This is a genomic window from Sphingopyxis sp. H115 (genome assembly GCF_001468465.1).
In the GTDB taxonomy this organism is placed as follows: Bacteria; Pseudomonadota; Alphaproteobacteria; order Sphingomonadales; family Sphingomonadaceae; genus Sphingopyxis.
In genome coordinates this window covers 42,914-56,436 of sequence record NZ_LNSA01000029.1, presented here as the reverse complement: position 1 = coordinate 56,436, position 13,523 = coordinate 42,914, and the positions used below count along the sequence as shown (strand labels likewise).

General features: G+C 67.8%; 11 protein-coding genes. 5 read left to right on the top strand and 6 right to left on the bottom strand.

Annotation, left to right across the window (positions count from 1 at the left end; genetic code table 11):
• A partial coding sequence (locus ATE71_RS17395) for a terminase large subunit domain-containing protein (protein ID WP_058804598.1) occupies nt 1-1,139 on the bottom strand: 1,139 nt, incomplete at its 3' end.
• A gap of 2 nt (nt 1,140-1,141) precedes the next feature.
• Entirely contained in the window at nt 1,142-1,654 is a 513-nt protein-coding gene (locus ATE71_RS17390) for a hypothetical protein (RefSeq protein WP_058804597.1), read from the bottom strand.
• Nucleotides 1,655-1,938: 284 nt separating this feature from the next.
• On the opposite strand from ATE71_RS17390, the gene ATE71_RS22750 reads away from it, so the two are divergent.
• Both ATE71_RS22750 and ATE71_RS17380 read left to right on the top strand, forming a co-directional pair.
• On the top strand, nt 1,939-2,766 hold the full coding sequence (locus tag ATE71_RS22750) for a LytR/AlgR family response regulator transcription factor (RefSeq protein WP_058804596.1): 828 nt from the start codon (nt 1,939-1,941) through the stop codon (nt 2,764-2,766).
• A 99-nt stretch (nt 2,767-2,865) separates the two neighbouring features.
• The gene (locus ATE71_RS17380; protein WP_058804595.1) at nt 2,866-3,600 is read left to right on the top strand and encodes a hypothetical protein; all 735 of its coding nucleotides are present in this window, start codon (nt 2,866-2,868) and stop codon (nt 3,598-3,600) included.
• 12 nt (nt 3,601-3,612) lie between these two features.
• On the opposite strand, the gene fahA is transcribed toward ATE71_RS17380, so the two are convergent.
• Nucleotides 3,613-4,932 carry a fumarylacetoacetase gene (gene fahA, locus ATE71_RS17375; RefSeq protein WP_058804594.1) on the bottom strand — a complete coding sequence of 440 codons (1,320 nt, stop codon included), beginning with the start codon at nt 4,930-4,932 and terminating at the stop codon, nt 3,613-3,615.
• Nucleotides 4,929-6,170, bottom strand: coding sequence for an amino acid aminotransferase (locus tag ATE71_RS17370; RefSeq protein WP_058804593.1), 1,242 nt, complete (start codon nt 6,168-6,170; stop codon nt 4,929-4,931). Before ATE71_RS17370 ends, fahA begins: the two co-directional genes overlap by 4 nt.
• Before the next feature lie 111 nt (nt 6,171-6,281).
• Here ATE71_RS17370 and ATE71_RS17365 point away from each other — a divergent pair, with 111 nt between their 5' ends.
• Nucleotides 6,282-6,734, top strand: coding sequence for an Lrp/AsnC family transcriptional regulator (locus ATE71_RS17365; protein WP_058804592.1), 453 nt, complete (start codon nt 6,282-6,284; stop codon nt 6,732-6,734).
• Between the two features lie 9 nt (nt 6,735-6,743).
• Here the strand turns inward: ATE71_RS17365 and pip are convergent, their stop codons facing one another.
• Nucleotides 6,744-7,835 carry a prolyl aminopeptidase gene (gene pip, locus ATE71_RS17360; RefSeq protein WP_058804591.1) on the bottom strand — a complete coding sequence of 364 codons (1,092 nt, stop codon included), beginning with the start codon at nt 7,833-7,835 and terminating at the stop codon, nt 6,744-6,746.
• Nucleotides 7,836-7,980: 145 nt separating this feature from the next.
• Here pip and ATE71_RS17355 point away from each other — a divergent pair, with 145 nt between their 5' ends.
• Both ATE71_RS17355 and ATE71_RS17350 read left to right on the top strand, forming a co-directional pair.
• On the top strand, nt 7,981-10,143 hold the full coding sequence (locus ATE71_RS17355) for a S9 family peptidase (protein WP_058804590.1): 2,163 nt from the start codon (nt 7,981-7,983) through the stop codon (nt 10,141-10,143).
• 458 nt (nt 10,144-10,601) lie between these two features.
• Entirely contained in the window at nt 10,602-12,113 is a 1,512-nt protein-coding gene (locus tag ATE71_RS17350; protein ID WP_058804589.1) for an MFS transporter, read from the top strand.
• Here ATE71_RS17350 and ATE71_RS17345 read toward each other — a convergent pair.
• Nucleotides 12,110-13,519 carry an efflux transporter outer membrane subunit gene (locus ATE71_RS17345; protein WP_058804608.1) on the bottom strand — a complete coding sequence of 470 codons (1,410 nt, stop codon included), beginning with the start codon at nt 13,517-13,519 and terminating at the stop codon, nt 12,110-12,112. The genes ATE71_RS17350 and ATE71_RS17345 overlap by 4 nt on opposite strands.
• Nucleotides 13,520-13,523 lie beyond the last annotated feature (4 nt).

The following is a 13,523-nucleotide window of genomic DNA, read 5'->3' as shown; positions in this document are numbered from 1 at the left end:
ATCGCGACCGGCTCGGCGCGCCGCGCCTTGCCGACGCTCGCATGCACCGGCACCACCGGCAGCGTCAGTTCGGCCTGCCGCAGCGTATTTTCGACCATCTCGCCGCCCATATTGCTCTCGGCCACCACCCGGTCGGCGCCCCAGCGCGCCGCCGCGCTCGCCACCGCCTGCGCCCACAGCGCGGGCGGCGGGTTCGGGACGCTCGCATCCTCGACCACCGCCAGCCGCCCGTCGCGCAGCAGCGCCGCCACCACGATCCCGCACGCATCGCCGGTGCTGGTCGCCGGCGGATCGACGCCGATCACGACGCGTACCGGCTTGCCGATCTCGTCCGCAGCAACGCGGCACCGCTCGACCAGCCCCCGCGTCCACAGTGCGCCCTCGACATCTTCGAGCAATTCGCCATCGAGTTCCTGCCGCCCCAGCCGGGTGCCGCCATAGCTCGCCACCATCGCCTCGACGAAATTGGAAGGAAGATAGGCATTGTCATTTGTCCCGCCGCGCGTTTCCTCGAAACCCGGCAACGCCATGATCCGCCGTATCAGCGTCGTCGGACGCGGCGTTGTGGTGACGAGCACGCGCGGCGCATCACCCTGCCGCAACCCCATCATCAGATTGTCCCACGCTGCGTCGCCCCTGGGCCATTTCGCCAGCTCGTCGCACCACGCCACATGGTGCTCGGGCCCGCGCAGATTCTCGGCTGCGGCCGCCGAATAGAGCGTTGCGACCGCGCCGCTGTCGAAATGCACTTCGCGCCGCCCACCGATCCAGTGCGGCTTCTCTTCCGATCGCGCGACCGCCAGCAGCCCGCTCGGCCCCTCGATCATCACGCGCTGCCCGTCGGCTTCGTTCGCTGCGACGAGCGCGATCCGGGCGCCCGGAACCATGCGCGCCCATTCGCTGATCCACTCGGCACCCGCACGCGTCTTGCCGAAACCGCGCCCGGCACGGATCATCCAGATGCGCCAGTTGCCCGGCGGCTCGCACTGTCCCGGTTGCGCCCAGCCCTGCCAGCGTTCGATCAGTTCCCGGCGATGCTTTTTCGACAAATGGCGCATCAACAGCCGGAGTTGCCCCGACGTCAGCTCGCCCAATTGCTCCAATATATCGCCGACGACGTCGCGGATCGCCTGCGCCACGGCTATAATTTGTCCCAGCCGCGCTGGCGGCGCAGGATCGCCAGTCGGGACAGGATCGCCTCGTCGGTTTCTTCCGAGGTCGGCACGCGCGCCGCGCCGCGCCGGTTGCTCTGCACCTTGCCGCTGCGAACCGTCGCGCGATAGCGACCCAAAAGCTGGATAGCCTGCTCCATCGTCATCGATTCGATGATCGGCGGCGCGACGTCGCCGTCCGTGGCACTTTCGGCCGCGCGCCTGTCGACGCGCGCAAGCGCCGCTTCGATCAGCCCTAGCTCCAGCCGCTGATATCCAACCTCGATCGCGTCGACCCATGCCGCCGCAAAGTCGGCATCGCGGGTACGCAGCCGATAGATCATGCTCTTCGAAACGCCCGCCTCCCGCGCCGCGCGCGACATGTTGCAACATTCGGCCAGCCGCGCGAGAAAATCGTCGATCCGTTCTCGCGGAACCTCGCGCCCCGATGCCTTGGCCTTCATCAGCAAGCGTTCGTTACCGGCCCTGATGATCTCCTCCATCGCCACCTCCAAAGCATTCGGGCCGGAACACCCTCCCGCATCGGAAGGGCGCCGGCCCGAATCGCAATTCTTCATGATGTGATACTTGTGCCATAACAGCGTTACGATGTCAATAAAAATAACCTATATGGTGATTTATTTCGGCGAGCGCCCCTTTCTACATGCATTCAACCCTTCTAAGGCTGCGGGGGCGATCGGGACGGTGCCGAGGCCGGTCCCGACGGTGTGGTTTCCGGTGGACCGGCGCGGCAGGCGCCCCGCCGATCGAGCGGGATGACCGGCGCATGATCGACGACGGCAAGGCAACAACGCGTGATGCGCGCCTCGTCGCGATTGGCGCCGGCGCGCTGCTCTGGGCGTTCGTCACGCTCGCCAGCGCGGCGCAGGGACAGATTTTTGCCGCGTACCATGGGCGGGCGCAGGACTGGTGGCCAACGCTTGGCTATACGGCGGCAATTTTTTCGGTCTGGGCGCTGCTGACGCCGCCGCTGCTCAAGTCGGCCGACGCGCTGCTCGCCGCGCGGTTGCCGCGTTGGGCAATCGCGATGCTCTGGGTGGCGGGCTATCCGCTCGCGACCACGCTGCACGTCGCGCTCTTCGTCCTCTTCTTCTGGCCCCTCTACGGCGCGCAGCCGTCGACCCGATGGGACATGGTCGAACCGGTATTCCTCGCCAATGTCGACAAGGCCGCCTTTGCCTATCTGGCCGTGTTCGCCGCCGCGCATCTGCGCCGACGCCTGCGCGCGCGGGCCAACGCCGCCGCACCGCCTTCCACACCCGCGGGCGACGACGTGCTGTGGATCCGCGTCGCGGGCGGGTCGCACCGCGTCGCGCTCGCCGAAATCGACTGGATCGCGGCTGCGGGCGATTATGCCGAGGTCCATGCGGGCGGGCGCAGCCTGCTTACCGACCGCTCGCTCGCGGCGCTCGCCGCCGAATTGCCGGTCGCCGAATTTGCGCGCATCCATCGCGGTGCGATCGTGCGGCTCGACCGGGTGCGCGAGGTCCGCCGCCTTGGCCATGGCGATGCCAGTCTGCTGCTTTGCACCGGCCATACGCTACGCCTCAGCCGCCGCTACCGCGAGAATGTCGCCGCGCATCTTGCACTTTGACCCGTTTGGCGAAGCGGCGATCCCGCTTGCCGATCACCTCTCGCTTGCGCCCCGCCGCGTGCCGACATGCTCCGGCAGCCACAGCAAAGGGTTATCGCCATGCGCTCCGCACATTTGTTCGCCTTGCTCGCCGCTCCGGTCCTCGCCGCCGTCGCGCCCCTCGCTTCTGCTGCGGCGCCCCCGGCGCCGCGCGGGGATGCAGTGCTCGTCATCGGCGCGCTCCACGACCTCCACCTGCGCGAGCCGGCGTTCGGCTACGACGATCTCGACGCGGCGATCCGCGCTTTCGCCCCCGATGTCCTCGTCCTCGAAGTCCGCGCCGACGAACTCGCGCGCCGCACGGTAACCCCCGGTCGCCCCGAATATCCGGCCGTGATCTGGCCGCTGCTCGCCGCGATGCACGTCGAAACGGTGGCGATGGAGCCCGACGGCGACCTGTTCGAGGCGATTTCGGGCGAAGCGGGCGCCGCCTTCGACGCGATGCGCCAGCGCGATCCCGAGGGCGCCGCCGCGCTGTCGCGCCTCGCGGCCGATGTCGACAGCTTCCTCCTCGCCTATTGGGGGGACGCCGGACAGGTCCATGACGCGACGACCGCCGCGCTCGCGGGCGGCGTGCAGTCGGCGCGCTTCGCACTCGCCGGCCCCGCCTTCGTGCAGGCGCAGGCGCGCTGGGACGATTTCATGACCGGCCGCGCGCTCGATGCGATCCGCGCGCATCCCGGCAAGCGCGTGATGGTGATCGGCAGCTACAAGAATCGCGCGCTGCTCGAAACCGCGCTGCGCAAGGCCGCGCCCGACCGCGTGATCGACGCCGCGCAATGGTTCCGGCGGTAAGCCCTCGCACTCTCAGCGCGCTTCGACGATCCCCCGGCACGGCCCGAAACCGATCGACACGAACCCCGGCGCTTCGAGGGTGCCGGTGATCGAAATCTCGTCGCCATCCTCGATGAAACGCCGCTCCTCGCCGGTCGGCAGTTTGAGCGGATCGCGCCCGCCGGCGGTGATTTCGAGCAGGCTGCCGAAAGCGCCGCGCTCGGGCCCCGAAATCGTCCCCGTGCCCAGCAGGTCGCCGGGGTTGAGGTTGCACCCGCCGACGCTGTGATGCGCGACCATCTGCGCGATCGTCCAGTACATATGCGTCGCCGTGCCGCGGCTCAGCCGGTGCGGCGCCAACTCTTCGTCGCGCATCCGGCGCGACGCGATTGCCACCTCCAGCCGCGCCGCAATCGCGCCCGCCTGCTGGTCGCGCTCGTCCCACAGATAGGGCATCGGCCGCGGGTCGCCCGCGGGCCGCGCCGGCTGCGCGACGCGAAAGGGCGCCAGCGCTTCGGCGGTCACGATCCACGGCGACACGGTGGTGATGAAATTCTTGGCAAGGAAGGGCCCGAGCGGCTGATATTCCCACGCCTGCACGTCGCGCGCCGACCAGTCGTTGAGCAACGTCAGCCCCGCGATATGCTCGCCCGCATCCCCGATCGCGATCGGCTCGCCCAGCGCGTTGCCCGGCCCGATCCAGACGCCGAGTTCGAGTTCATAGTCGAGCCGTTCGGTCGGCCCGAACAGCGGTTCGTCGCGGTCGGGCGCGCGGCGCTGTCCCGATGGACGCACCACCGGCGTTCCCGAAACCGCAACCGACGACGCGCGGCCATGATAGCCGATCGGGACATGCTTGTAATTGGCGAGCAGCGGCTGGTGGGGACGAAACAGCCGGCCGACATTGGTCGCGTGGTGGATGCCGACGTAAAAATCGGTGTAGTTGCCGATCCGCGCCGGCAGGTGCAGCGTCGCGCTTGCCGCCTCGTGCAGCATCGGCGCCACCACGGCCGCGTAGCCGGGGTCCGACAACAGCCGCGACACGTCGCGCCGCAACGCGCGCCGCGCGCCACCGCCGAGCGCCAGCAGCGCGTTGAGCGTATCGCCCGCGCCCGCCCGCGCCGCGCCTTTCGCCTCTTCGCCGATCAGGTCGCCGAGCCCCGGCGCCGACAGGTCAAGAATTTGGTCGCCGATCGCGATCCCGCCGCGCGGCACCTCACCGGGCGGCGAAAAAATGCCGAGCGGCAGATTCTGGACCGGAAAATCGGCATGGCCGTTGGCCGATGCGACCCAGCTCGTCCGCGCGGGGTCATGTGTCTCGTCGATCGCCGCGACGCCGGCCTCGGGGCTCATTGCCTTTGCCCCAGATGCGGGGCGCAGGCGGCGACGAAACGGTCGACGCTCGCCTCGCCCAGCCCCGCGATATTGATCCGGCCATTGCCCGCCATATAAATGCCATGCTCGCGGCGCAGCGCCGCGACGGCACCCTGCGCCAGCGGCAACAGGGCGAACATGCCCTGCTGCCGCCCGATCGGCTCCAGCCGCGGATCGCCCGCCGCCAGCCGCTGCCGCAGCATTCCGATCCGCGCCGCCATCGCCGCCAGCTCGGCGATCCATTCGGCCCGGAGCGCCGGGGTTTCGAGGATATGGCGCACCACCGCCGCGCCATGGTCGGGCGGCATCGACCAGTTGACCCGCGCGAGCGCATAGAGGTTCGATCGCACCGCATCGACCCGCCCCGACTGCGTCTTGACCCAGATCGCGCCGACGCGGTCGCGGTACAGGCCGAAATTCTTGTCGCAGCTATAGGCGACCACCGCCTCGGGCACGCGCTCGACCAGCCGGCGCACCCCCGCCGCATCGGCATCGAGCCCCGCGCCCAGCCCATGATAGGCAAGGTCGACGAAGGGCAGCAGCCCGCGCCGCGCGCACAGTTCGGCGATCGCCTCCCATTGCGCGAGGTCGAACGACACGCCGGTCGGATTGTGGCAGCATCCGTGGAGCAGCACGATATCGCCCGCCGCCGCCGCATCGAGATCGGCCATCATCGCGCCGAAATCGAGATCGGACTGCTCGGCGTCGAAGAAGCGATGGCTTCGCACGACCAGCCCCGCACCGGTCAGCAGCGGCGCGTGATTGGCCCAGGTCGGCGTGCCGACCCAGATGCTGCGCCCCGGCGCCGCACGGGCAAGCAGTTCGGCGCCGAGCCGGAGCGCGCCCGTCCCGCCCGGCGTCTGGAGCCCGATCAGCTCCGCCGCCGCGCCCGCCCCGAACAGCAGTTCGGCCAGCAGGGCGGCGAAGCGCGCATCGCCCTCGGGCCCGAGATAGGATTTGCTCGCCTGCGTGTCGGCGAGCCAGCGCTCGGCCTGCTTGACCGCCGCAAAGACCGGGGTCGCCCCCGCCGCATCGCGATAAACGCCAACGCCGACGTCGATCTTGCCGGGGCGCGGGTCGGCGGCGTGCAGGCCGATCAGCGCGAGCAGCGCGTCGGGCGCCTCGGGTATCAGCGTCGCGAAATGCGATCCGCCCCCTGTTGCGAGCGCCCCGTCGTCGAATGCGCCCGCGGGGCGCGCCTGCCTGTCGCTTGTCATGGCGGCGCTTTTTTCACATTATCGGCGAATTATCCGTTCAAAATCGTCGCTTTCTGCGGGATCATTGAACAAGTCCTTTCAATTTTTCCGACTTTGCGAAATAAACGATCCATGGACGAGATCGACCGCCGCATCCTGCGCGAACTTCAGGCCGACGCCGCGCTCAGCAATGCCGAACTGGCCGAACGCGTCGGCAGTTCGGCGCCATCGTGCTGGCGACGCATCCGGTCGCTCGAGGCCGCGGGCATTCTCGGCCCTGCGGTCCGCCTGCTCGACGCGGCAAAGGTCGATTGCGGCGTCAACGTCCTCTGCAACATACGCATGCGCGACCATGCGGCCGAGAGCACCAAAGCGTTCGAGGCGTTCGTTCTCGGCCGCCCCGAAATCATGGACTGCTATTCGATGTCGGGCGACTGGGACTATCTCCTGCGCATCGTTGCGCCCGACGTCGCGGGTTACGAACGCTTCCTGATGCGCGTCCTCCTCGGCCATCCCAGCGTCGCGACCGCGTCGTCGCATTTCGCGCTGTCGCAAACCAAATACAGCACGCAGCTTCCCGTCTGACGCCGCGCGTCAGCCCCCGATCGGCGCCAGCCCGTCCATGATCGCGGTCAGCGCCAGCGCATTCTCGCGCTCCATCGCGCTGTGCCCGGCGTTGGTCACGACATAGGTCCGCGGCGCGCCGCCCGCCTCGGTCAGCGCCGCGACCAGCCGCGATGCCTGCGTCAGCGGGCACACCTCGTCGAACCGCCCATGGACGATATGCACCGGGATGCGCGCCAGCGTCGCGATATGGTCGAAGAAATGCCCCGCCGGCAGGAACAGGTCATTGGCGAAATAATGCGCCTCGATCTGCGCGAAGCACAGCGCGAAATCGGCCTCGCCGAACTTGCCCGTATCGGCGGTCTCGGGGATCATGTTCGAAATCACCCCCTCCCACAAAGACCAGGTCAGCGCCGCCTGCAACTGGCGCTCCTTCTCGGCCGCGTTCGCGGGCACCATATCGAAAATCGCCTTGTAGGATGTCATCACGTCGCGGCGTTCGTCGGCGCTCAGCACCGACAGCAGCGCCGCCCACTCCTCGGGATATTTCATATAGGCGCCGGGCTCGGTCAGCCCATAAGGGTCCGCGTCCCAAGTCGCCGCATTGCCCTGATAAAGATACAGCAGATCCTCCGCCGCGCCGAGGAAGATGCCGCGCAGGATCAGGCTCGCGGTATGATCGGGATGCGCGATGCCATAGGCCATCGCCAGCGTGCTGCCCCAGCTGCCGCCGAACACATGCATCGGCCCGGCAATCTCCAGCTTTTCGCGCAATTTCTCGATATCGCCGATCAGGTCGGCGGTGGTGTTTTTGCTGAGCGCCACCGCCGGCCCGGCCGACGCCACATTGGGCTCGCTCTTGCCGCAGCCGCGCTGGTCGAACAGGATGACGCGATAGCGTTTGGGATCGAAAAAGCGCGCCATCGCCGGCGCGCACGCACCGCCGGGTCCGCCGTGCAGGAACATAACCGGCTCGCCGCCCGGATTGCCATATTCTTCCCAATAGATGCGATGCGCCGGGTCGCGGTCGACCTCGAGCCAGCCGAAATTCAGGCACGGCGGCTGCGGATAAACCCAGTCGTCGCCGATCTTGCTCGAAGCCTGCAACCGCGAAAAATCCATTCCCATAGCCTTCCCTGCCACCTTTCCTCCGTCCACGCGCGGCCCGCGTCAAATCCTTGAGTCAAATCCTTGAACCGTCGGGTAGTTGACCGCCCGCCCTCGAATGTCCAGACCCTGCACTTCGGAAAAAACGGGGAAGCATATCATGCGCAAAACGGCTTTGTTCTCAGCCACCATTTTCGCTTTCGCGGCCCAGCCACTCTGGGCGCAGCAGGAGGAGGCGCCCGACACCGCGCTCGCATCCGAGCCCGTCACCGCCACGCCCACCCCCGCTCCGATGTCGGCCTCCGCAGTCGGCAGCGCACGTACCGGCCCCGAACGCCGCCTCACCGGCGCCGACCTTTTCGACCTTTCGATCGCATCGGATCCGCAGATCGCTTCGGACGGCCGCCACATCGCCTATGTCCGCCGCTCGAACGACATCATGACCGACCGCGCGGTCAGCTCGATCTGGCTGATCGACACCGCGACCGGCGCGGAAACGCCCGTCGTTGGCGGCGCCTTCGCGCCACGCTGGTCGCCCGACGGCAAGCGCCTTGCCTATGTCTCGACCGACGGCGGCAGCGCGCAGCTCTGGGTGCGCTGGATGGACGGCGGGGAAGCCGTGCGGCTGACCGGCCTGCCCACCAGTCCGTCGAGCCTCGCCTGGTCGCCCGACGGCCGTTCGATCGCCTACACGATGCTCGTCAAGGACGAGGGGCCGAAATTCGGTAGCGCCCCCGCGAACAAGCCCGAAGGCGCGAAATGGGCCGACCCGCTCGAGGTCCGCGACCTCCTCACCTACCGCGCCGACGGGCAGGGTTATCTCGAACCGGGGTTCGAAAAAATCTTCCTCGTCCCCGCGACCGGCGGCGCGCCGCGCCAGCTGACCTTCGGCCCCTATCATGACGGCGGCCCCTTGAGCTGGTCGCGCGACGGCCGCACCCTCTATTTCAGCGCGAACCGCCGGCCCGACTGGGAAAGCGATCCGGTCGAAAGCGAAATCCATGCGCTCGACATCGCCAGCGGCACGATCGCCACGCTCACCGACCGCAACGGCCCCGACGCGAGCCCGCTCGTCTCGCCCGACGGCGGCAAGATCGCATATCTCGGCTTCGACGATGCCGGCCGCGCCTATGAAAACACCAACCTCTATGTGATGAACCGCGACGGCTCGGGCCGCCGCGCCATCGCTGAAAATTGGGACTATAGCGTCGATGCGATCCAGTGGGCGGCGGACAGCCGCGCGCTTTATGCCCAATATGACGACCATGGCGAAACGAAGGTCGCGCGGATCGGCCTCGATGGCGCGGTCCGCGACGTCGCCAAGGGGCTGTCGGGCGGCGGGATGGACCGTCCCTATACGGGCGGCAGTTTCACCGTCTCCGACGGTGGCGCGATCGCCTTCACCGGCGGAACCTGGGCGCGCCCGGCCGAAGTACAGCTCGCGCGCGGTGGCGAATCGCGCATCCTCACCGACCTCAACCGCAGCCTGCGCGAGGTGAAATCGTTCGGCGAGGTGCGCAAGATCACGACCGCCTCCAGCCATGACGGCAAGACGATCGAGGGCTGGCTCACCCTGCCGCCCGGCCATGTCGAGGGTCAGCGCGTGCCGCTGATCCTCGAGATCCACGGCGGCCCCTTCACTGCCTACGGCCCGCATTTCTCGACCGACAACCAGCTTTATGCCGCTGCGGGCTACGCGGTGCTCTCGGCGAACCCGCGCGGCTCGACGAGCTATGGCGAGGCCTTCGCACAAGAGATCGACAAAGCCTATCCGGGTAATGATTATTACGACCTCATTTCGATCGTCGATCGCTCGATCGCGCTCGGCATCGCCGATCCCGACGCGCTGTTCGTCACCGGCGGCTCGGGCGGCGGAGTGCTGACGAGCTGGATCGTCGGCAAGACCAACCGCTTCAAGGCCGCGGTGACGCAAAAGCCGGTGATCAACTGGACGACGCAGGCGCTGACCGCCGACGGCCCCGCCTTTTTCGGCCGTTATTGGCTCGGCGCCCAGCCGTGGGAAAAACCCGAACTCTACTGGTCGCTATCGCCACTCTCGCTCGTCGGCCAGGTCGAAACCCCGACAATGGTCGTCGTCGGCGCCGAGGATTATCGAACCCCGGTCAGCGAGTCCGAACAATATTACACCGCGCTGCGCCTCCGCGGCGTGCCGACCGCGCTGGTCAAGGTCCCCGGCGCCAGCCATGGCGGTATCGCAGCGCGCCCCTCGCAATCAGCGGCCAAGGCCTCGGCGATCCTGGCATGGTTCGAAAAATACAAAAAAGGCTGGACGCGCCCGGCAACCGACGCGCCGACAAAATAGCCAACCCGCCCCAGATCGGCTCCGCGATGGCAAGCTGCCATTGGCGCCGTCGGCTATCGCAGGATGGGTCCGCGACGTGGACGGCGCATGGGCCCATGACGCATAGCAAAGTTCGGGAAAGTTCAGCCTTTGCGTCTCCCGATTTGGCGCCTGTGGCGGACATGCCGCGCGGGTTTGCCCGCATCCGCAAACCGGGCAGCAGCCGCATTGGTCGACACATTAAAGAGCCGAGACGAAGGTTCGGCATAGCCAGATAATGTAGGCAAGACTTTTTTGAAGGCCCGACTTCGGGGTGGGAGCGGACATACTCATAACCCATATTCGGCGACCACAAGCCGCTCGAAACCGGCCCCTACACGTATTCGTATACGCAGCGCCGCAATGCTTGCCCTGCCACGCGCCGCCTGCGACAGCGGGCGACGAGAGCCGCGACCGGCGGCCCGACGGGGAGACGCGTGATGGACAAGCCGAAACAAGGCTTTGCTGGCCTGTGGAATATCAGCTTCGGCTTTTTCGGCATCCAGATCGGTTTCGCGCTGCAAAATGCGAATATGAGCCGCATCTTCCAGTCTTTGGGCGAAGATATCGAAAAGCTCCCCGGCCTGTGGGTCGCCGCGCCGCTTACCGGGCTGCTCGTCCAGCCGGTCATCGGCCATATGAGCGACCGGACCTGGCTCGGACGGCTTGGCCGCCGCCGTCCTTATTTCCTCGCCGGCGCGATCCTTGCCGCGATCGCTCTTTTTATCATGCCCGAAAGCCCGGCGATCTGGTTTGCGGCGATGATGCTGTGGATTCTAGACGCCTCGCTCAACATCTCGATGGAGCCCTTCCGTGCCTTCGTCGGCGACATGCTGCGCCGCGACCAGCACAGCGCCGGCTACGCGGTGCAGACCGCCTTCATCGGCGCCGGCGCGGTCGTCGGATCGCTGTTCCCGACGCTGATGGAAGCGCTGGGCGTCGCCAATGTCGCGCCGCCCGGACAGATTCCCGACACGGTCCGCTATGCCTTCTGGTTCGGCGGAGGCGCGCTGTTCCTTTCGGTGCTGTGGACCGTCGTTACGACGAGCGAATATGATCCCGCGACGATGGCAAGGTTTGAGGCGGAAGCCCGGGCGCAAGAGGCCCCCGCGATGCGTGCGCTCGCGTCGCACAGCTATGCGGGCGGGCTGGCCTGGATCGCTGCGGGTATCGCGACGACGCTGATCCAGATCGAGTTTGCCCTGCTGCGCGAGGTGCTGCTGCTCGGCGCGCTGCTGATCGGTTATGGCCTTGCCAGCCTGTTGGCGATCGCGCTTGCCCGCGCAGGCAATGCGCAGAATATGCTGTCGAGCATCGTCGGCGACTTTGCGGGTATGCCACCGCTGATGAAACGGCTGGCGCTGGTACAATTCTTCAGCTGGTCGGCGCTTTTCATCATGTGGATCAACACCACGCCGATCGTCGCTCAATATCATTTCGGCGCGACCGACGCAGCGAGTGCGACCTACCAGCAGGCGGCGAACTGGGTCGGCGAACTGTTCGCCATCTACAACGCCGTCGCCGCAGTAGCGGCGTTGACCCTGCTCCCCTGGCTAGCGAAACGCATCGGGCAGGCGCGGACGCATATCGCGGGGCTCGTCTGCGGCGCGATCGGTTACGGCAGCTTTTTCGTCCTGCGCGACCCGACGCAGCTGATCGCGAGCGAAATCTTCATCGGCATCTTCTGGGCCTCGGTGCTCGCTATGCCCTATGCGATGCTCGCGTCGAGCCTGCCGCAGGCGAAACTTGGCATCTATATGGGATTATTCAACGTCTTCGTCGTGATCCCCCAGTTGCTCGTCGCGACGGTCATGGGGTCGATCATGCAGGCCTTTTTCCCGGGCGAGCCGATCTATACGATGGCGTTTGCGGCCGCGACCTTGCTGATCGCCGCGCTCGCGATGCTGCGCGTCGTGCCGCTCACCGCCGCCGCGCGGCCGGTCGAAGCCTAGCTCGACCAGCCCCCCGCGAGCGCGCGGAACAGCGCGATCTGGCGGCGCGAGATCTGCCCATCCTGTTCGGCGAGCGTCGCTTCGGCTTCGGCAAAGGTGCGCTCGGCATCAAGCCATTCGAACGAATCGGACGCGCCTTCCTCGCGCTTGGCACGGACGATCCGCGCCGCGCGTTCGGACTGGTCGCGCGCCGCGCGCAGCGCCTGCCGTTGCTCGAGCGCGCGCGCGTAGGAGGAGAGCGCAGTCTCCGTCTCCTCGAGCGCGCGCAGTACCGTGCCGTCGAATTCGGCGAGCGACGCCTGCGTGTCGGCCTCGGCCGCCGCGATTCTCGCCCGTGCGGGCTCCTGGTTCGGGAAGGCCCAGTTGAGCAAGGGCCCGAGCAGCCAGCGAACCGGACCGCCGCCGAAGATGTCGCCGAAGCCCGCGCCCGTCGACCCCGCCGATCCGCCGAGCGTGATGCGCGGATACAGGTCCGCCGTCGCGACGCCGATGCGCGCCGTATCGGCGGCCAGGCGGCGCTCGGCGGCGCGAATATCGGGGCGGCGCTTGAGCAGCGCCGCCCCATCACCGACCGGGACGGGATCGGTGATTTCGAGGCTGATGTTGCGGTCGCCCGCGATCGCGGGGAGCGCAGCGGGCGCGCGACCGGTCAGAGTCGCGAGGCGGAACAAGGCCGCCTGCCGCTCGGCCTCGATAGCCGGAATTTCTGCGGAGCGCTGGTCGCGCAGCGTCGTGATGCGCGCAAGGTCGAGCCCCGTCGCCATTCCGACCTCTTTGCGCCGCTGCGTCAGCTTCACCTGCTGGTCGAGCAGACCGACGATGCGCCGCGCGACGTCGAGCCGCGCCGCGCCCGATGCGGCGTCGGCATAGGCTTGAGTCGTATCGGCGGCGACGATCACGCGCACCGCGTCGGCATTGGCCTCAGCGGCTTCGGCATCGCCGCGCGCGGCCTCGACCGACCGGCTGACACGGCCGAAAAGGTCGACTTCGTACGACACGTTGGCCCCGACATCGACGGTCCAATCCTCGCGGTCCGCACCGGGAAGGCGCTGCCCCTCGGGACTGCGGCCGTAATTGGCGCCGGCGCCGATCGCGGCCTGCGGCAAGCGGTCGGCGCGCGCACCGCGAAGCGATGCCCGGGCGCGGGCGATATTGGCAACCGCGACGCGGACATCGGTATTGTTGGCGAAAGCATCGTTCACGAGCCCGTCAAGGACGGGATCGTTATACAGGCGCCACCAGTCGGCGGCGACCGGATCGAGCGACACCGCGGGGCTGTTCGCCGAGACGAAGGGCCCGGTCGCCACCGGCGCCGACGCCGATTGCGGCGCCTTGTAATCGGGGCCGACAGCGCAGGCGGCGAGCGCGAGCGCTGATGCGGCCGTGAGGATGTTGCGGAGGATCATGACG